Annotated in this window: 23 protein-coding genes; 17 read left to right on the top strand and 6 right to left on the bottom strand. The window is 49.3% G+C overall.

The genetic code is table 11. The annotated features are described in order from the left end of the window. The first annotated feature begins 18 nt into the window (after positions 1 to 18). Genes ACFPYJ_RS21190 through ACFPYJ_RS21180 form a run of 3 tightly spaced genes read left to right on the top strand, consistent with a single transcriptional unit; the run spans position 19 to position 2,370 of the window. On the top strand, positions 19 to 825 hold the full coding sequence (locus ACFPYJ_RS21190; protein ID WP_379190222.1) for a metal ABC transporter ATP-binding protein: 807 nt from the start codon (positions 19 to 21) through the stop codon (positions 823 to 825). A 2-nt stretch (positions 826 to 827) separates the two neighbouring features. Next, entirely contained in the window at positions 828 to 1,631 is an 804-nt protein-coding gene (locus tag ACFPYJ_RS21185; protein ID WP_379190221.1) for a metal ABC transporter permease, read from the top strand. 25 nt (positions 1,632 to 1,656) lie between these two features. Beyond that, positions 1,657 to 2,370 carry a cytochrome c biogenesis CcdA family protein gene (locus ACFPYJ_RS21180; protein ID WP_379190220.1) on the top strand — a complete coding sequence of 238 codons (714 nt, stop codon included), beginning with the start codon at positions 1,657 to 1,659 and terminating at the stop codon, positions 2,368 to 2,370. On the opposite strand, the gene splB is transcribed toward ACFPYJ_RS21180, so the two are convergent. Continuing rightward, positions 2,367 to 3,434 (bottom strand): spore photoproduct lyase, encoded by a 1,068-nt coding sequence (gene splB, locus ACFPYJ_RS21175; RefSeq protein ID WP_379190219.1) that lies wholly within the window; start codon positions 3,432 to 3,434, stop codon positions 2,367 to 2,369. The two genes, ACFPYJ_RS21180 and splB, sit on opposite strands and share 4 nt — an antisense overlap. A gap of 215 nt (positions 3,435 to 3,649) precedes the next feature. Between splB and mntR the strand changes: the two genes are divergently transcribed. Next, positions 3,650 to 4,075, top strand: a complete 426-nt coding sequence (gene mntR / locus ACFPYJ_RS21170; RefSeq protein ID WP_379190218.1) for a transcriptional regulator MntR — start codon at positions 3,650 to 3,652, stop codon at positions 4,073 to 4,075. A gap of 123 nt (positions 4,076 to 4,198) precedes the next feature. Here mntR and ACFPYJ_RS21165 read toward each other — a convergent pair whose 3' ends face one another. Together ACFPYJ_RS21165 and ACFPYJ_RS21160 are read right to left on the bottom strand one after the other, a co-directional pair. Beyond that, positions 4,199 to 4,495, bottom strand: coding sequence for a hypothetical protein (locus ACFPYJ_RS21165; RefSeq protein WP_379190217.1), 297 nt, complete (start codon positions 4,493 to 4,495; stop codon positions 4,199 to 4,201). A 39-nt stretch (positions 4,496 to 4,534) separates the two neighbouring features. Next, positions 4,535 to 5,491, bottom strand: a complete 957-nt coding sequence (locus ACFPYJ_RS21160; RefSeq protein WP_379190216.1) for a DUF1385 domain-containing protein — start codon at positions 5,489 to 5,491, stop codon at positions 4,535 to 4,537. Between the two features lie 208 nt (positions 5,492 to 5,699). Here ACFPYJ_RS21160 and ACFPYJ_RS21155 point away from each other — a divergent pair, with 208 nt between their 5' ends. From ACFPYJ_RS21155 to ACFPYJ_RS21135, 5 genes are all read left to right on the top strand, one after another. Beyond that, positions 5,700 to 6,224, top strand: coding sequence for a YqhR family membrane protein (locus ACFPYJ_RS21155; RefSeq protein WP_379190215.1), 525 nt, complete (start codon positions 5,700 to 5,702; stop codon positions 6,222 to 6,224). Between the two features lie 96 nt (positions 6,225 to 6,320). Next, entirely contained in the window at positions 6,321 to 6,761 is a 441-nt protein-coding gene (gene aroQ / locus ACFPYJ_RS21150) for a type II 3-dehydroquinate dehydratase (protein WP_379190214.1), read from the top strand. Positions 6,762 to 6,816: 55 nt separating this feature from the next. Further along, positions 6,817 to 7,890, top strand: coding sequence for a M24 family metallopeptidase (locus ACFPYJ_RS21145; RefSeq protein ID WP_379190213.1), 1,074 nt, complete (start codon positions 6,817 to 6,819; stop codon positions 7,888 to 7,890). A gap of 97 nt (positions 7,891 to 7,987) precedes the next feature. Further along, entirely contained in the window at positions 7,988 to 8,545 is a 558-nt protein-coding gene (efp, locus tag ACFPYJ_RS21140; protein WP_379190212.1) for an elongation factor P, read from the top strand. Between the two features lie 158 nt (positions 8,546 to 8,703). Next, complete coding sequence (locus ACFPYJ_RS21135) at positions 8,704 to 9,957, top strand: aspartate kinase (RefSeq protein ID WP_379190211.1); 1,254 nt, start codon at positions 8,704 to 8,706, stop codon at positions 9,955 to 9,957. Positions 9,958 to 10,125: 168 nt separating this feature from the next. On the opposite strand, the gene ACFPYJ_RS21130 is transcribed toward ACFPYJ_RS21135, so the two are convergent. The 3 genes from ACFPYJ_RS21130 to comA all read right to left on the bottom strand — a co-directional run bounded on the left by ACFPYJ_RS21130 (position 10,126) and on the right by comA (position 12,285). Then, positions 10,126 to 10,590: a DUF441 domain-containing protein gene (locus ACFPYJ_RS21130; RefSeq protein WP_379190210.1), complete on the bottom strand. Its 465-nt coding sequence runs from the start codon at positions 10,588 to 10,590 to the stop codon at positions 10,126 to 10,128. A gap of 94 nt (positions 10,591 to 10,684) precedes the next feature. After that, complete coding sequence (locus tag ACFPYJ_RS21125; RefSeq protein WP_379190209.1) at positions 10,685 to 11,395, bottom strand: 2-phosphosulfolactate phosphatase; 711 nt, start codon at positions 11,393 to 11,395, stop codon at positions 10,685 to 10,687. Positions 11,396 to 11,427: 32 nt separating this feature from the next. Continuing rightward, on the bottom strand, positions 11,428 to 12,285 hold the full coding sequence (gene comA, locus ACFPYJ_RS21120) for a phosphosulfolactate synthase (RefSeq protein ID WP_379190208.1): 858 nt from the start codon (positions 12,283 to 12,285) through the stop codon (positions 11,428 to 11,430). Between the two features lie 295 nt (positions 12,286 to 12,580). Between comA and ACFPYJ_RS21115 the strand changes: the two genes are divergently transcribed. The 8 genes from ACFPYJ_RS21115 (at position 12,581) to spoIIIAG (ending at position 17,903) form a co-directional block, all read left to right on the top strand. Continuing rightward, entirely contained in the window at positions 12,581 to 12,847 is a 267-nt protein-coding gene (locus tag ACFPYJ_RS21115) for a YqhV family protein (protein ID WP_379190207.1), read from the top strand. Between the two features lie 136 nt (positions 12,848 to 12,983). Next, positions 12,984 to 13,997, top strand: a complete 1,014-nt coding sequence (gene spoIIIAA, locus ACFPYJ_RS21110) for a stage III sporulation protein AA (protein ID WP_379190206.1) — start codon at positions 12,984 to 12,986, stop codon at positions 13,995 to 13,997. After that, entirely contained in the window at positions 13,990 to 14,508 is a 519-nt protein-coding gene (gene spoIIIAB / locus ACFPYJ_RS21105; RefSeq protein ID WP_379190205.1) for a stage III sporulation protein SpoIIIAB, read from the top strand. The genes spoIIIAA and spoIIIAB overlap by 8 nt, the downstream gene beginning before the upstream one ends. A gap of 15 nt (positions 14,509 to 14,523) precedes the next feature. After that, the gene (gene spoIIIAC / locus ACFPYJ_RS21100; RefSeq protein WP_125657100.1) at positions 14,524 to 14,727 is read left to right on the top strand and encodes a stage III sporulation protein AC; all 204 of its coding nucleotides are present in this window, start codon (positions 14,524 to 14,526) and stop codon (positions 14,725 to 14,727) included. 30 nt (positions 14,728 to 14,757) lie between these two features. After that, on the top strand, positions 14,758 to 15,153 hold the full coding sequence (gene spoIIIAD / locus ACFPYJ_RS21095; RefSeq protein WP_379190204.1) for a stage III sporulation protein AD: 396 nt from the start codon (positions 14,758 to 14,760) through the stop codon (positions 15,151 to 15,153). A 7-nt stretch (positions 15,154 to 15,160) separates the two neighbouring features. Then, entirely contained in the window at positions 15,161 to 16,453 is a 1,293-nt protein-coding gene (gene spoIIIAE / locus ACFPYJ_RS21090; protein ID WP_379190203.1) for a stage III sporulation protein AE, read from the top strand. Positions 16,454 to 16,502: 49 nt separating this feature from the next. Next, a complete protein-coding gene (gene spoIIIAF / locus ACFPYJ_RS21085) occupies positions 16,503 to 17,255 on the top strand; it encodes a stage III sporulation protein AF (RefSeq protein ID WP_379190202.1) in 753 nt (250 codons plus the stop codon). Positions 17,256 to 17,273: 18 nt separating this feature from the next. Next, entirely contained in the window at positions 17,274 to 17,903 is a 630-nt protein-coding gene (spoIIIAG, locus tag ACFPYJ_RS21080) for a stage III sporulation protein AG (protein ID WP_379190201.1), read from the top strand. Positions 17,904 to 17,915 lie beyond the last annotated feature (12 nt).

Raw genomic sequence — 17,915 nt, 5'->3', positions numbered from 1 at the left:
TCGGGAGGAGTGAAACGAATGCCAAACAATCAGGCGCTTCAAACGGTCCAGCCTTTTTGCCACCAACCGATTATTGAGCTTAACGATGTTTGTTTCTCTTATCAGCAGAAGCCGGTGATTGAAGACGTCAGTTTCTTCGTTCAGGAGCGGGATTTTGTAGGTGTGATCGGTTCTAACGGTGCCGGCAAGACAACGCTTCTGAGAATGATCGTCGGCTTGCTTACGCCAGACAGCGGGTCAATTAAGCTGTTCGGTCAATCGGTTCAGCAGTTTCGAGACTGGAGCAAGGTGGGATATGTGCCTCAGAAAAATTCCTTAAATCCATTGTTTCCCGCAACGGTGCGTGAGGTCGTTCTCTCTGGCCTTTACAGCCGTAACAAACTGTTCAAACGGGTGACCAAATCGGATCAAATAAAGTGTGACGAAGCTCTGCATGCGATGAAGATTGAAGATTTGGCGGGCAAACGGATCGGTCAATTATCCGGCGGTCAGCAGCAGCGTGTTTTTCTTGCAAGAGCGCTGATCAATAATCCGGCTTTGCTCATTCTGGACGAGCCTACTGTGGGCATTGACTCCGAGACACAGGAAGGGTTCTTCCATCTCATCAAGCATATGCATCAGCACCATAACATCACCTTTTTGCTTGTATCGCATGATATGGATATGATCCGATCCTATTTAGGACAGGAGCCGAAGCGGGAATGCGGGAAAATTAAGCTGTACGTGAAGCATTCCCATGATTTAGAGGATTGTGTGGAAACGAATCTGACGCATAGCTTGAAGGAGCTGCGCCATTCGATGGAGAGAGGGAAAGTAGGCGTTTAGAGTTGGATATCGTAACTAGAGAGTTTTTTCAAAGTGCGCTGATTGGCGGCATTCTGATTGGCATTACCGCGCCGCTGATGGGCCTCTTTCTCGTGCTCAGAAGGCTGTCTATGATCGGGGATACGCTGGCGCATGTATCGATTGCCGGGGTAGCGCTCGGGTTTCTGACCGGGGTTTATCCGGTCGCCGTTGGCCTTGTGTTCGCTCTTGGAGCAACATTTGCCATAGAGAAGCTGCGCAAAGCTTATAAGACCTATGCAGAGCTGTCGATAGCCATCATTATGTCTGGAGGCGTCGCGCTCGCATCGCTGCTGTTTTCGATGGGCAAAGGGTTTAATACGAGTGTGAGCGGTTATTTGTTCGGCAGCATCTATACGCTGGATACGATTGATTTGCTGTTGATCGGGATCGTAACCGTGATTGTGCTGGCTGCTGTAACCATTCATGCCAAAGAGCTGTTCCTGCTTACCTTTGATGAGGATGCTGCTGCAGTAAGCGGTTTGCCAACCCGTTATTTTAACTTTATGATTAGTGTATTGACTGCTCTTGTTATAAGCGTTTCTATCAAAATCGTCGGTGCGCTGCTCGTCTCTGCTTTACTGACGATTCCAGCGGCATGCAGCTTGGTCATCGCCAAGAGTTTCCGTCAATCCGTAATTACAGTCGTTGTTATTGCGGAGCTTGCCGTTATCGGCGGCTTGCTTATTGCTGGCGTCTGGAATTTGGCACCCGGCGGAACCATCGTGCTGCTGCTTATCGCGATCCTGCTTCTGTTGTTGAGCGCCAGAGGTAAGTTCAGCGCCTAGTCAACCTACATCGAGGTGAAAAATTGTGTCAGAAGTTACTATTTGGGCAGCCTTCGGTGCGGGAATTGCTTCCTTTATCTCACCTTGCTGTCTGCCGCTCTATCCCTCGTACTTATCATACATAACCGGTGTTTCGGTCACGGATTTGAAGAGCGAGCACCCAGGGAAGCAAGTCCGAATACGCACAATGAGCCACACGCTTTTCTTTATCCTTGGATTTTCAGTTGTTTACTATACGCTTGGCTACAGCACGAATAAATTTGCTGAATTCTTCTCCGACTATCAAACGCTTATCCGCCAGCTGTCGGCTGTGCTGATCATACTGATGGGGCTTATCCTTGTAGGATTAATCCAGCCGGCGATGCTTATGAGAGAACGCAAGCTGCCTATCAAATTAAATAAATCCGGCTACCTCGCTTCTTTTATTTTTGGAATTGGCTTCTCGGCAGGCTGGTCCCCGTGTACAGGTCCGATACTGGCAAGCATTCTGCTGTTGGCCGCATCGGAGCCCGGAACATGGTTTGAACTGACAACCGCTTATGCGCTTGGCTTTGCGATCCCTTTCTTCGTTCTAGCGTTTTTCATCGGTTCAACAAGATGGATCGTCCGTTATTCCGGAATAATGATGAAGATTGGCGGGGCCGTCATGCTTCTCATGGGCATCTTGTTATTCACGGATCAAATGACGAAGATCACGATTTGGCTCAATTCAATAACACCTGAATGGTTGAAATTTTAAGTGAAGTAGTCGATAACAGCATCAGGAAAATGTTCAAATATGCGCTCCGAGATAAATATCCGGAGCGCATACGCTTGTTCATCGGGGTATACGTATTTCCCTTGTCCCCAGCGGCCCCATTTATATTTGCGCTTCTCGATTTCCATTTCCAGCTTCGACTTGGGATATCGCTTCTCAATGACATTTTTGGCAGTCTTCGTAAAGCGGTGCTGGATAAGCTCGAAGGTCAGATTGGACGAAGCATCCTTCGGAAGAGCTTCAGCAAGCGAGGAGAAGAGCTCGGCATAACCTTCCTCCCAGCCCTCATGCCAAATAATCGGGGCCACGATGAAGCCCAGAGGATAACCTGCACGGGCTACTTTGCCTGCGGCCTCGATGCGTTCCTCGAAGCGGGAGGTAGCGGGCTCAAAGTTCTTAATGACATATTTATCGTTAACGCTAAAGCGAATCCGGGTGTGACCGTTATGCTTCAGAGAAAGCAGCGAGTCTACATAATGGAACTTCGTTACGAATCGCAGACGGCCATACTCTTGATCAGCCATAAAGGTGATAAGCTCCTCCAGGCTCCCGGTTATCGGCTCAAGACCTACAGGATCGGATGTGCATGCAGCCTCAAAGCGTGTAATCTCGGGGATTCGCTCCTCGATGTAGCTTTGTGCTGCATCCATAATATCATCCATGTTGACATATACCCTGATGTAGGGCTTAGCGCCGAGCGTCGTTTGCAAATAGCAATAATGGCAGTGTCCCATGCAGCCAGTGGCGATGGGGATGGCATATTCGGCAGATGGCTTGGATTGGTCGAATTTCAGTGTTTTACGGATGCCGACGACAAGTGTCCGTTTGGCGATTTTATATTGCTCAAGCTCTGAATTACCGGGCAAATTCGTTATCCGATTATGCGATGTTGTCATACGATAGGGAATGCCGGTTTCTTTTACCCATTCCATGATACGCTGCCCCTTAGGATAGTCGAGGGCCGCCGGTTCGAAGAAAACGAGTTCGGGAATGAACGATGAATGCGGTTTTCTTGCTGAGGGGAGTTCGAGCGTAGTCTTACTCATGAACGTTAAGCCTCCTTTGGACAAAAGCTGTATAAGTAGCTTATGCCGCTTATGCAGATCACAATCATGGAAAGATAAGTTGTACAGGTTGCGGCATGTATAGCGAGCAGTGTATGATACTAAGAGTAACGCGCAGGAATAACTCGCTAGCTGACAGATTTGCCTTAACAATAGCAGAATTCAGTGCGGGACGATGTTGAATGGAGGTTCTTTCGATGCCGACTCCTAGCATGGAGGATTATTTGGAACGAATTTACAAGCTTATTGATGAAAAGGGCTACGCCCGTGTCTCGGATATCGCCGAAGGGCTGGAGGTTCATCCCTCATCCGTCACCAAAATGATCCAAAAGCTGGATAAAGATAACTATTTGATCTATGAGAAATACAGAGGTCTTATTCTTACGAATAAGGGTAAAAAAATGGGCAAGAGATTGGTGGACCGCCATCAGCTGCTGGAATCATTTTTGACTATTATTGGTGTCCAAGATGAGAATATCTATCGGGACGTTGAAGGAATAGAGCATCACTTGAGCTGGGATTCGATTACGTGCATTGAGACATTGGTAGAATATTTCCGCCGTGACGAGAACCGGCTTGAAGAGCTGAGAGGGATTCATTCCGAACTTGAAAATGATAATTAAAGCGATAGCATAAGCCAAAGAGCCGTCTCCCTTACAGGAGCGGCTCTTTGGCTTATTTCAAGCTTCCAATAAAAAACCGGACCTTGAATGACTCAAGGTCCGGTACAGGGATTCATTCTCGTATTAATGATACTTAGGTAAATTATCATCATCTTTGCCGCCTTCAATAACACGAAATGGAATGTTCTTGCGCGACTTTGGTTTACTGGCCTGCGGATCGCGGCGATTGGCCTGTTTGCTTCTTGGTTTGGCGCTGCTTGCCCGTGCGCCGCCCGGAGGGAACTTGTAAAGCAAGTAAATAACACCGAAGACAACGACCGGGATAATAAGCTGTACGGGATTATTGAGCATCTGAGCGATAAGACCGACACCAATCAACGCCAGGATGACGATTAATAGCGGACTCATTTTTCTAGGCAAGACCCTCACCCTTCCTTTGCGAAACTTGGTTGCTTTCGTTTACGATCTGGCGACTTGACGGTCGAGCTCCAACATACGGTTAAAGGAAGCGATTGACACGGCTACCTGTTCGTCGTTAGGCTCTTTGGTTGTGAGCTTCTGCAGCCACAGGCCGGGATATCCAAGAAAGCGAAGCACCGGCATGTCGCGCAGCGCGTTTGTAAACCGAAGCGCCTCATAGGATGCTCCGAGCACAAGCGGCAGGAGCAGCACCCGCAGGTAGATCCGCTGCCACATGGAATCCCAGTGAAAGAACGAATATACGATGATGCCTACGAGCACAGAGAATACGATGAAGCTGCTTCCGCATCTGTAATGAAGCCGGGTATAACGCTGCACGTTCTCTACCGTCAGTTCAACGCCGGCTTCATAGGCGCTTATTACTTTATGTTCAGCGCCATGGTATTGGAACAACCGTTTAATGAGAGGCGTTAACGAAATAATATACAAATAGCAAAGCAGGAATAAAATTTTGATAAGACCTTCAAGAAGGTTGTGTACTATTATATTCGAGAAGCTTTGTCCAAAGATCAATTCTTCTGCAGCTGCAGGCACTACGGTAAAAACTAGTTTTCCGACTATGAAAGATAGGATCCCTGCAACGGCTACGCCGACGATCATGCTTAAGCTCCAGCCTTTTTTCTCTTCGGCTTTCTTGGCCTTGGCCAGCTTCGCTTCATCGGTCTCGCCTTCAAGTTCGTCCTCCGCATAGGATTCCAAAGAAAAGTTCAAATGCTGAGAGCCTTTTGCACTGGACTCCAATATAGCTACGATACCCCGCAATAGCGGTATTTTTTTGAGCTTCTGGATCCATGGCTTCGATGTTCGCGGTACTTCATAAAACATGATTTCATTGTTCTTGCGGCGAACTGCCGTGACGTTTGCATATTTACCTGCAAACATGACACCTTCAATGACGGCTTGTCCGCCATAAATATTACGTGAGTCTTGCGACAAGGGCGAATCACCATCCTTTAGTTCGACATTATTATATGTCTATGAATAAGAATCTTCTCAATCATATTGTACTTGATTCTGCTTCTTATTGCACGCGGGATCCTTTACCGAAATTGGCTGCGCTCCTAGAGTTGCCGCCGAATCATTTGTGCATACTATTCAGGTATAGCACAGCCTATTCCTTACAACATTGGAGGAGAGAAGAGACATGCATTCAGATCGTGTCAAATTAACAAGGAAAACACCGCATTTCAAAAAAAAGCAAGAACATCATACGAATGCATTTTGGTTTTGCGTGAAGACGGGTTTTTTCGCCGGCTTGTTCTGGGGGACGCTGCATTGGATCCTTTACACCATTCACTTTACAAAGATACTGCCTGGATTCATGGCGGATCCTTTCTTTCAGCTTTCCTTTCTCAGGACAGGCTGGGGGAATGCAGTAGGAATCGGCTGCTTCATTATTTTCTCCATTGTGGCCGCTTTGATCTATAAGTTTCTTCTGGGCCGTTTCTCGGGGCCTTGGGCGGGGGTCGCATACGGCATGCTCTGGTGCGCTGTTTTGTTCCTGGCTATCGGCCCTGCTTTGAATGTTACAAAGCCCATTCAGCAATTAGGCTTGGATACCATGATCACCGAATTGTGCATTTACACGATTTGGGGGCTGTTTATCGGCTATACGATCGCCTTTGAATTTACCGATGAAGTTTCACGTGAGCCTATAGGGGCGGCTTGAGTCAGAAAGGGTTATTCATTCGTCATCAGTTTGACTTCTCAAAGCGTGGGTCTTTGTGGTAAAATGGCAATTGATCTATGCGCCGGGAGGGCTTTCATGACAACAATACTCGTAGTAAACGGACCGAACTTGAATATGCTTGGTATCCGTGAGCCGGGTGTGTACGGTTCAACAACACTGGCTGACATAGAAGTGCTGTTAAGAGAAGCGGCTGGGGCGCTTGATGTAGAACTATTGTTCTTTCAATCGAATCATGAGGGTGCTCTCATTGACCGCATTCATGAGGCTTACGGCAAGGAAGACGGGATTATCATTAATCCTGGCGCTCTTACACATTACAGCTATGCACTGCGTGATGCGCTCAGCGGTGTGGGACTGCCGGTTGTTGAAGTGCATCTGTCGAACATTCATAAGCGGGAACCGTTCCGGCACCTATCCGTAACGGCGCCGGTTGCGGTTGGACAAATTGCCGGTTTTGGCGCGAACAGCTATGTGCTTGGACTGCATGCTCTGATACATCATCTACAGCCGCAATAGGGCAGCTGCATCACCGCCTGAACTATGAAGCGGCATGGTGAAGGGAAGAAGAACCATGACGAATAAACGTTTAGCCAATGTTAGAGAGAAGCTGCAGGAACTCAGCTTGGATGCACTTCTAATTACAAATCCGGTCAATCGCCGGTATGTGAGCGGGTTTACCGGATCCTCAGGGGTACTTCTTGTTACGTCTGCAGACAGTTGGCTGCTTACAGATTTTCGTTATATGACGCAGGCCCCTCAGCAGGCGGCCGATTTTACCGTTGTTGAGCATGGAGCAAGATGGATCGATACCGTGAAGGAGCTGTCCGCAGCGGCCGGAATTGTTAAGTTAGGCTTTGAACAAGAGCATGTTGTATTTAGCGATTACGCGGCTTGGAAGACTGCGCTTGGCGGAATTCAGCTTCAGCCCGTCTCCGGTGTTGTGGAGCAGCTCCGGATGCTTAAAGACGAAGCTGAGCTTGCGATTATGCGTGATGCTGCTGTTCTGGCTGATGAGACGTACAACCATATCCTTGGTTTCATTAAACCAGGGCTCAAGGAGCGCGATGTCGCCCTTGAGATGGAGATCTTCATGCGCAGCAAAGGCGCGACGTCTTCTTCCTTCGACACGATCGTTGCTTCCGGCGAACGTTCTGCGCTGCCGCATGGTGTAGCAAGTGATCGTATGATTGGAAGCAACGAATTCGTGAAGCTCGATTTTGGCGCTTATTACAATGGCTATTGCTCGGATATTACAAGAACAATCGTAGTCGGCAAGCCTACGGATAAGCACAGAGAGATTTATGAGATCGTTTTGGAGGCCCAAATGGCTGCTTTAGCTGCTGTTAAGCCTGGGATGACCGGCCGCGAAGCAGATGCAGTGGCGCGTGACATTATTACACGCTATGGGTATGGCGATCATTTCGGTCACGGTACAGGTCACGGTCTGGGCATGGAAATTCATGAATCGCCGAGACTGTCGAAGACAGGAGAAACGGTTCTTGAGCCGGGAATGGTCGTTACGGTTGAACCTGGAATTTATATCCCGGGATTCGGCGGCGTCCGGATTGAAGATGACATTGTCGTCACTGCAAGCGGGAATTCGTTATTAACCTCATCACCCAAGGCTTTATTGATCTTGGAATGAGTGCTTCACATAAGTTATGCTTACGAAGCATTAACTTCGTAAGTCCAAGTCAACGCTTACGAAGAGATTCTTCGTAAAATTTTAGGAGGGTATTTCAGTGGTTTCAGTTAACGATTTTAAAACAGGCCTTACCGTAGAGGTAGAAGGCGATATTTTCACCGTAATCGAGTTCCAGCACGTTAAACCAGGTAAAGGCGCGGCTTTCGTTCGTTCCAAGCTGAAAAACTTGCGTAATGGTAATACGGTTGAAAGAACATTCCGTGCCGGCGAGACCATCGGCCGCGCTCAAATCGAGAACCGTGCTGTGCAATACCTGTACAACTCGGGCTCCGAATATTCGTTCATGGATAATGAGACTTTCGACCAATTTACGCTTGATAAAAAGCAGCTTGAATGGGAAATCAACTTCCTTAAAGAGAATATGACCGTTAACATTGCCAGCTACAATACAGAAATCATCGGTATTACTCTGCCTAACAGTGTTGACTTGAAGGTTGTTGAAACAGAGCCGGGCATTAAAGGAAACACAGCAACTGGCGCAACTAAGAATGCGACCGTTGAAACAGGTCTTACAGTTCAAGTTCCTTTGTTCATTAACGAAGGTGATGTTCTTCTGATTGACACACGTGAGGGCAAATATATCTCCCGTGCTTAGTCCTTTGACCTTCAGCAAATAAGATTAGCGTAAAAGCCGTCAGGACACTCGTCCTTGGCGGCTTTTGTCATACCCAAGAGTCTAATTCTATGCTATAATCTTATTTTGGATGATTCGTTTCTTCTTAAGAAATAGAACACGTTGGGAGTGGATCAGCGTTGTCGTTGATAGTAATGAAGTTCGGCGGCAGTTCCGTCGGTTCGACAGAACGGATGCAGCGGGTCGCAAGACGGATTGCCGATTATAAAGAATCTGGCCATCAAGTTGTTGTCGTGGTTTCAGCAATGGGCGATACGACAGATGATTTAATTGATCAGTCCAAACAGCTTAATCTGAACCCGCCCACACGCGAAATGGATATGCTGCTGACAACGGGTGAACAAATCTCGGTCGCCCTTTTGTCCATGACAGTTAATCAGATCGGCCACAAGGCTATGTCCTTTACCGGCTGGCAGGCGGGTATTCGAACGGAAGCGGTACATGGTAAAGCCCGCATTACCGATATTCGCCCGGATCGTATCTTTAATGCACTTAATGATGGAAATGCCGTTATTATTGCCGGTTTTCAAGGTATGACAGAAGACGGAGAAATAACGACACTCGGACGCGGCGGCTCCGATACAACTGCAGTTGCACTCGCTGCTGCGATTAAAGCCGATGTGTGTGAAATTTATACGGATGTTGACGGTGTTTATTCTACCGATCCGCGCATTGTGAAATGCGCTCGCAAGCTAGATGAAATTTCGTATGACGAAATGCTGGAGCTTGCTAATTTAGGAGCGGCTGTACTTCACCCGCGTGCGGTTGAGTATGCGAAGAATTACAACGTACCGTTAGTTGTACGTTCAAGCTTTACGCAAAACGAGGGAACGAGTGTAAAGGAGGAAGCAGTCATGGAGCAGGGGATTGTCGTCCGCGGCATCGCTTATGACAAAAACGTAGCAAGAATTAGTATTTTAGGCGTTGAAGATATTCCAGGCGTGCTTGCGAAAGTATTCGGAGCACTTGCTACCAGCGGCATCGATGTCGATATTATTGTTCAAAGCGGTGTACAGGATGGTAAAGCGGATTTTGCTTTCACCGTTTCTTTGGGCGATAGGGAGAAGGCCCTTCGTGTAGTAGAAAGCATTCGCGCTGAGGTTCCTTACCGCGAGCTGAACTTCGAAGAGAATCTGGTGAAGGTATCTATCGTTGGGGCAGGTATGGTCAGCAACCCGGGCGTAGCTGCAAAAATGTTCGAGGTTCTCTTCAACCTGGGAATCAGCATCAAAATGGTGACGACTTCTGAGATCCGTCTATCCTGCGTAATCGCTGCTGGGCCTGTTCATGAAGTTGTACGCGGCCTTCATACGGCATATGGTCTTGACACTGCTGATCAGGTATTTGTAGGTGGCCCGCAGGATCGCCGGTAATAGTAAAGCAAGAATCTGGAGCTGGAAGAAACAACCTCCATCATCCGCTGTCTGCAGGGGATTGATGGAGGTTGTTTTTTCTGCGCGTTCCACTAAGAATTTGATATGAGCAAAATCAAAAACGCTCTAACAGATCCTTGCCTTCTGTCAGAGCGTTTTGGAATTCCTTTAATTCATACGTTCTGCAATTAGATTAAACAGTTTGAACAAGATAGCGGTAATGCCAGCTGCCATTAGAGGGCCGACCGGTATACCTCGGAAAAAAACGATGCCGATAATGGAGCCGACCACGAGACCGACAATTAGCTGGGGATCAAACTTCAACATTTCAAGTCCTTTGCCATTCACATAGGTTGCAAGCGCACCTCCTGCGATGGCAAGAATACCTGGCCAAGAGGTTAACGCCCCAACGATATCTTTGGTTTGAATTCGTTCGGAAGCGAAAGGAACGAGAACGCTAAATGTCAAGAACAGCAGACCAAGCTCTAATCCGCGCCGTTCGATGGTAGGCAGGAATCGCTGTAAATGGATGAGTTTGACGATGAGCAAAACGCAGGCCGCGGTTGAAATGATCGGTGATCGGCCTATTAATCCGACAATAATAAGAACAACAAGAACTATTTCCCCGTTCATGCTTGCATGCGCCTCCGACCTGTTAGCATCGCCGGTTATCAACAAGTCAACTGGCGTCCATACCCCATTGTATGGAACAAGCCCTCCGGATATGTCATCCCTGAACAATCATATCTCCCAGCAGGCGGGGAACAACCAAACTGCTGTCGACTTGTGCGCAACGTTCCAAATCTCGCCCGTGACCCAGTTTGGTTAGACGTTTTCCTGTTGCGCAGCCGCTCAGCAGATCCATAATACGATCTTCCGAATTCTTGTATAGGCCCAGCATCGCTGAACCAAAATCATCGATTTCGATCTGGCTGGAGCTTATGGCTTTCAACCGATCAATGAGCAGACCGGCGCATAAACCATCTTCGAGTGCAAAATCATTATGACTTCCTGCGCACAGCAATACGATATCGCGTCTAAGCTCGACAGCCATTTTTGCGCAGGCTGCAGCGTTAATGAGTGCGCCGGCCAGAACATTGTCGGCGCGTAAAGCCTTGTGAACCGCACGGGTGCCATTCGTTGTCGTGAGTACGATGCGCCGATTCTTAACCGTTTCAGGTGTGAACTCTTCAGGAGAGTTGCCCAAATCAAATCCGGGTATTTTGCGGCAGAACCGCTCTCCGGCAAGCAAGTCGCCTTCTCGGTGAAGAGTGCGCGCCTCCAGTACCGTTTCAACTGGGTAGATTCCTGATGCGCCAGCCTGTAAAGCCGTAATCATGGTGCTCGTTGCCCGGAGAACGTCGATGATTATTGCCGTCCGGTGGGTAAAACAATCCGATTGGGCTTCATTAACGCTGGAAATAACGATAATCTCCATCTTAAATCGAACTTCCTTCCTCTGTCTCGCCTTTATATCATATAAAGAAACGGAACGACGGTTTCGCCGAAATGGAAGGTGTCAGAACGCAGTCCCCGCCTTAAAGTTTCTAATGAAAGCACATCCGAGGGCGGAATATTGCCTAAATTAACATCCGACCCAAACGTTTGAAGCATTAGAACCTGCTGCTGCTTAAGCGGCGTTTCCCACATAATGCGGCTGCAGTCTCCGAGCATGCGTGTGATGGATTCGAGCACATCCTCACTGCAATCTCCTCGCTCATCGAATAACCCTACACCCTTGCCGGATTCGCGTGCTTCGACTGTGACAAGCTCCGCACCCTCAGCTAAATCCTCTTCAACGGTTAAAGCAAGTGAATTCGCATCGATCAAGGAACCGGACAGCTTCTTGCCATATTCGGTGACTACCCGCAGTCCCTGTTTAACACCTTCCCGAATCAGTTCGGTCCGCTGAGTACGAGATACCTCAATCGTGCCGTCAGACACCTCGATTCCATTAAATCCAAGACGGCAGACGGTATTGAAGAAAGCAGGCACCACCTTTTGTTGAATAGCGGCTTCCAGCAGCGTTCCGCCAGGCATGATTGTCAGGTTGTAGCGTTTTGCCAGCTCGATTTTGCTAAGTAAAATGTCGGTTGGGTAAAGAGGTGCCGTCCCGAAACCGAACTTGATGCAGTCAATATAGCCGCCAGCGGTCTCAAGCAAATCTGTAAAAGAGTGACGCCCAAGACCTTTATCTATAACCATCGTAAGTCCGCGTCCGGTTGTCCGGTTCGCGCTCTGCTCCAAGCCAGAGCGATCTGACATTCCGCGTTGACCGCTAGGGTCGTGCAAGGCCTCGGGCCAGGCTGCACGGTGAATGGATCTCATATATCAATCTCCTCGCCAATCATTCTTGTGAAGGTATGCTCGATGACACATCACGAAAGCAATATATGCATCGATTACGGGGCATGTGCCCATATCGCCATCATAAGCGCTGATATTGTCGGTATGAACCATAGACAAGCTAGCATAGGTTGTAAATAGAGAGATGCAAGGACGTAGTGTATGTGCAGAGCCGCGCAAAAACTTAGCGTATGCTTCCGATGCCGTTTTTGCTTGAAGAGCCTTGTACCTCGGCTTATCAGGCAGAGCCGCGCAAAAACTTTTAGGAGGGCCAATCATGCTTAATAAATTTGTCATGAGTATGGCATCGCTGCGAGTGCTTTCCGGGACGATAGAGATCTGCGCTGCGCTTCTTATGCTCCGGCTTAATGAGCTGGACCGGGCGCTGTTGATTAATTCATCCCTGGCTCTTGTCGGACCCATTATCCTTATTACTACAACGACGATCGGACTTGTAGGCATGTCGGATAAATTGTCTATGGGGAAAATCGCATGGGTCATCGGGGGAGTCGCATGTATTTTGATAGGGGTTATTAAAAAGTAAGTTTGACTAGTTAATAGAGCGCCAGTTCTGGCATATTTGCCCGGATTCGCGAATACACTTGGTATCAAAGATGGACAGACCTGCTCTATGAAACTATTTGATGCTTCCATTACTCTTGTTCCGGGAGGAAGGCCATATGCTCAATCGCGTGACTAACCTGCTGCCCGCAGAGCTTCTTTCCATCCTCGGCCGGATACCTGATCGGGTGAAAGCAGCTGTTGAGGAAATAAGAATTCGAGAGGGAAAGCCGCTTGAAATCAGCACATCCGAGGGATTCTGGTTTGTCAGTGTAACGGGTTCCCTGCATGCCGTGCCGGATGAAGCGTACAAGCCGTCGGTTGAAATCTGCCGCAAGCTGCTTGAGAAGGTGACCAACCATTCGCTCTACACTATGGAAGAAGAGCTCAGACGGGGTTACATCACGGTAGCGGGCGGTCACCGGATAGGAATTGCCGGCCGTACAGTACTGGAGAACGGTACGGTACGAGGAATTCGGGATGTAGCTGCTTTTAATTTAAGAATTGCCCGCGAGGTTGTTGGCGCATCTGCAAGTATACTGCCGAAGCTGCTGGATATGAGCAGAAAGTCGATTCTTCCCGCTCTTATTATCGGGCCCCCGCAGCAGGGGAAAACGACGTTTGTCCGAGATTTAGCCAGAGCGGTGAGCAGCGGTACTTGGGGGCATCCTGCGGCTGCCGGGTGGACAGGCCGCAAGGTGGGAATTGTGGATGAACGCTCAGAGATCGCCGCATGCGTACGAGGTGTTCCAACCTTTAATGTCGGGCCTCGTACGGATGTGATGGATGCTTGCCCAAAAGCAGAGGGCATGATCATGATGCTTCGTTCGATGTCCCCCGATGTCATTATTGTAGATGAGATTGGCCGTGAGGAAGACGCGGACGCTATACTGGACGCCAGTCATGCCGGTGTATCTGTCATTGCCACCGCACATGCGAAGGATCTTGAAGATGCGCGGGGACGTCCGGTTCTCAGACGGCTTCTTGATGAAGGGGCTTTCCAGCTTTGCGTGGAGCTGCGGCGCAGCAGTACAGGAGGTTTATTGAGCCGGGTATTGCCGGTTTCCGCTGTACAGCGTGCACCTACGGCTCGTGCACCTACGGCCAGCAAGGGAGGCGGCGCCTTTGGTTAAACTGATTGGCGCAGCGCTGATCCTGTTCGCAGGCACGATGATTGGCTTCATGCAGGCATCCCGATTTGCCGCAAGGCCGCGTCAAATCCGCCAGCTGGGTTATGCGCTTCAACGGTTGGAGACGGAAATCGGTTTTGGCTTTACTCCGCTTCCAGAAGCGATTGCCCGCTGCGCTGCTCATTTGGCAGAGCCGGCTGCTTCAATCTTGAGAGGTGTCAACGAGAAGCTTGGCGAGGGCAATGAGCTAACCTTCCGTGAATGCTGGGAAAGCGCCATTACTTCAAGTTGGCCGGGGACAGCAATGAAGGCAGCTGAGCAATCCGCGTTAATACGCCTTGGCGCAACGCTTGGCATTAGTGATCGCGATGATCAGATGAAGCACCTGCGGCTTGCCATGCAGCAGCTCAAAGCAGAGGAAGACGCGGCGCGGGATGATCAAGCGCGGTATGAGAAAATGTGGAAAAGCCTCGGGGTTCTCATCGCGGCGCTTGTCGTCATTTTGATCGTTTAGTGGGGTGCCGATTGAATGGATATTGATGTAAGTGCGATTTTTCAAATTGCGGGCATCGGCATAGTAATCGCCATGATTCATACGGTGTTGAAGCAGATGGGGAAAGAAGATATGGCTCATTGGGTGACACTTATTGGGTTCGTAGTCGTTCTGTTCATGGTTGTGAGAATGCTGAATGAACTATTTCAAGAAATCAAAACCATTTTTTTATTTCAATAAACAGGTGAACGCAAGGCGGGTGAAACGGGCTTGGAAATAATCCAGATCGTCGGCCTCGGGCTGCTGTCAACCATCTTGATCCTGGTCGTACGTGAGCAGAAGCCCATGTTTGCGTTTCTACTCGCCGCTTTTACCGGATTATTCATCTTTCTATATGTCATTGGCAAAATAGAAGCTGTCATCAGCGTGCTGGAACAGCTGGCAGAACGTTCAGGCATTCCGTCTATCTATCTCAAAACGATTCTGAAGATCATCGGGATCGCCTATATCGCGGAGTTCGGTGCTCAGATCGTACGGGATGCGGGTCAAGAAGGGATTGCTTCCAAAATCGAGTTTGCCGGCAAGATCCTCATTCTGGTCCTGGCGGTTCCTATAATCAATGTGATTGTCGAAACAGTGCTCGGCCTTCTGCCGGCGGGGAGTTGATGCTTAGATGAAGCTGCAAGCGCTCCGATTTCCGCCTATGCTGGCGACATTCATCCTGCTGATATTAACGACGCTGCCGCTGCTCGGAATTGTACTGACACCGTCTCAGGAAGTTTCGGCGGCTGCGCCGGAGCATGCGGAACAGTCAAATTCCTCTCCTGGACAAGCGGCATCAGATCCGCCGGATCAGCAGAATGCTTCTGACGTTAACAACAGTATCGCCGGTGATCAGTTGAGAGGCATTAACACCGAGGCGGTGGAAACATATTGGAACCGGTTGATGAAGGATTACGGCGGATTTTTTCCTGATCAAAAGGTACCGAGCTTTATGGAGATGATCATGCCGGGAGGAGAAGGGCTGAAGCTGACGACCGTGCTTGCGGGACTGCTCAGATATGTTCTGCATGAGGTCCTCTATAGCGGCAAACTGCTTGTCACCATCGTTATCCTGACCGTGTTCAGCATGATGCTGGAGACGATGCAGACGGCCTTCGAACGCAACGCTGTCAGTAAGGTCGCTTACAGTATTACGTATATGGTTATGATTGTGCTTGCCGTAAACAGCTTTAACGTTGCGATCGGCTATGCGAAGGATGCCATCACCGGAATGATCCAGTTCATGATGGCGATGGTGCCGCTGCTGCTTACACTGCTGGCTACGATGGGCAGTGTAGTGACCGTATCGGTGCTGCATCCATTGATCATCTTTATGATCCATGCCGTAGGGACTGTCATTTATACGCTGGTGTTCCCACTGCTGTTCTTCTCGGCGGTGCTGCATATAGCAAGTGCAATTTCAGACAAATTCAAGGTGACTCAGCTGGCGAATGTGCTGCGAACGTTCGGTGTTGGACTTATGGGTGTGATGCTTACCGTCTTCCTTGGCGTCATCTCGGTTCAAGGCGCGACCGGATCGGTGACCGACGGCGTGACGATGCGCACAGCTAAGTTCATCACAGGGAATTTCGTACCCGTCATTGGACGGACCTTCTCCGATGCTGCTGACACTGTGATGTCCGCTTCCCTGCTGGTTAAGAATGCGATTGGTATAGCTGGTGTGGTCATACTCATCTTCTTATGTGCGTTTCCAGCGATCAAAATCTTAACCCTGGCGCTGATCTATAGTCTCTCAGCCGCAATTATGCAGCCTCTTGGAGACAGTCCGATCGTCAACTGCCTACAAACCATCGGAAAGACGCTCATTTACGTTTTTGCGGCTGTAGCTTCGGTCGGACTGATGTTCTTCCTTGCAGTAACGATCATATTAACGGCAGGGAACGCAACGGTTATGGTTCGTTAAGCTGTCTCTGCTGACAGTGTAGCGGCCATACGGGAAAGGGGGAGCGCTTATGCTGGACTGGCTCAGCTCTTGGCTGCAGCAAATTATTGCAGTTGTGCTGCTGGCAGGCTTGATCGATTTGCTGCTCCCTAATAAAGCGATGCAGCGGTATGTGAGGCTTGTTGCGGGACTCATTATTTTGCTGACGATTATGACTCCGATCATTCGTGTACTGCAGGGTGATTTTAATGCCAAGCTGGATCAGGATGTAGAGGGATGGTTTCAAGGCGTGCAAAGCAAAGACATGCGGATGCCGACGCTCGAGGATATTAAGAAGGATGCGGATGTCATCAAGAAGAATCAGCAGACTTCTGCTTTAACGCTGACTCAGAATAAGCTTTCCGAGGAGATGCGTCAGAAGATTGAACAGCGCACCGGCCGCGAGGTGGAGGATGTAGCCCTGCAATTACAAGTGGTAACGACAGGAGTCACCGAGGGAGCGGTTATCAAATCCGTTGCGGTAACCATGTCTGCCAAACCGAAATCTCCTGAAAAAACCGGTCAATCTCCTGTTGATGGTACAGAGGCAGCGGCAGGAGATGGCCCAGCAGTGGAAGAGGTTGAATCGATTGCCGTTTCCGTTCAGGTCGAGCCGGATGCAGCAAGCTCGGCGGGCAATCAGCGAACAGAGGGCTTCACAAGCTTGCCGGCAGACAGTCAGCTGGCGCAGGCAATTACACAGCTGCTGCAGGATTCATGGTCAGTTGCACCAGGGATCGTCTCCATCCGAGAGCGGCAGGATGATGAATCAACGGGTCCATAACGAAAGGAGAGAAAGTCGGTGGCCAAATGGTTGGAAGGGCTCGAGTCGGCGGTCGGCGGAGGCCCAGGCGGTCCGAAGCGGGTTAGAACACTTCGATGGCTGTTGGTCATTGGCGGTGTGGGTGCGATGCTGATGCTCCTGAATTCTTTTCTTACGTTCAAGAACGTCGATCCATCATCATCGCCGCAGTCCAATCCGCCGGCTGCGGCTGCTGTTGGCCGGAGTACGGGCGCAGAGGACTCCTTTGAAGCGATTGAAGAGCCGCTCGAAATTCGGCTCAAAGATATTTTGGAGAAAATCGTTGGTGTCGGGTCGGTTGATGTTCTTGTCACGGTGGATTCGACAGAGGAGGTCGTCGTTGTGCAGGATGAGAAAGAAACCCAGCAGTCAACCAACGAAACAGACAAGAGCGGGGGCAAACGAAATATCACCTCCATTACGAAGGATGGACAAGTGGTGCTGTATAATACTTCGAATGAACAATCGCCAATCGTTCAGAAGCGTATTAAGCCGAAGATCAGAGGCGTTCTCATAGTTGCAAAAGGAGCAGAGAATCAAACGGTTAGGCGTCTAATCATAGATGCCGTCGAGAAGGGCGTTAACGTTCCTGTCAATCGCATCTCGGTTGTACCTAAGAAGCATCAATAAATTTGGAACCTA

Origin of the sequence: Paenibacillus solisilvae (genome assembly GCF_042656405.1) — a bacterium.
GTDB classification, from domain to species: domain Bacteria; phylum Bacillota; class Bacilli; order Paenibacillales; family Paenibacillaceae; genus Paenibacillus_Z; species Paenibacillus_Z solisilvae.
Note: the sequence above shows the minus strand (reverse complement) of the source record. Positions and strands in the feature narration are given on the sequence as shown.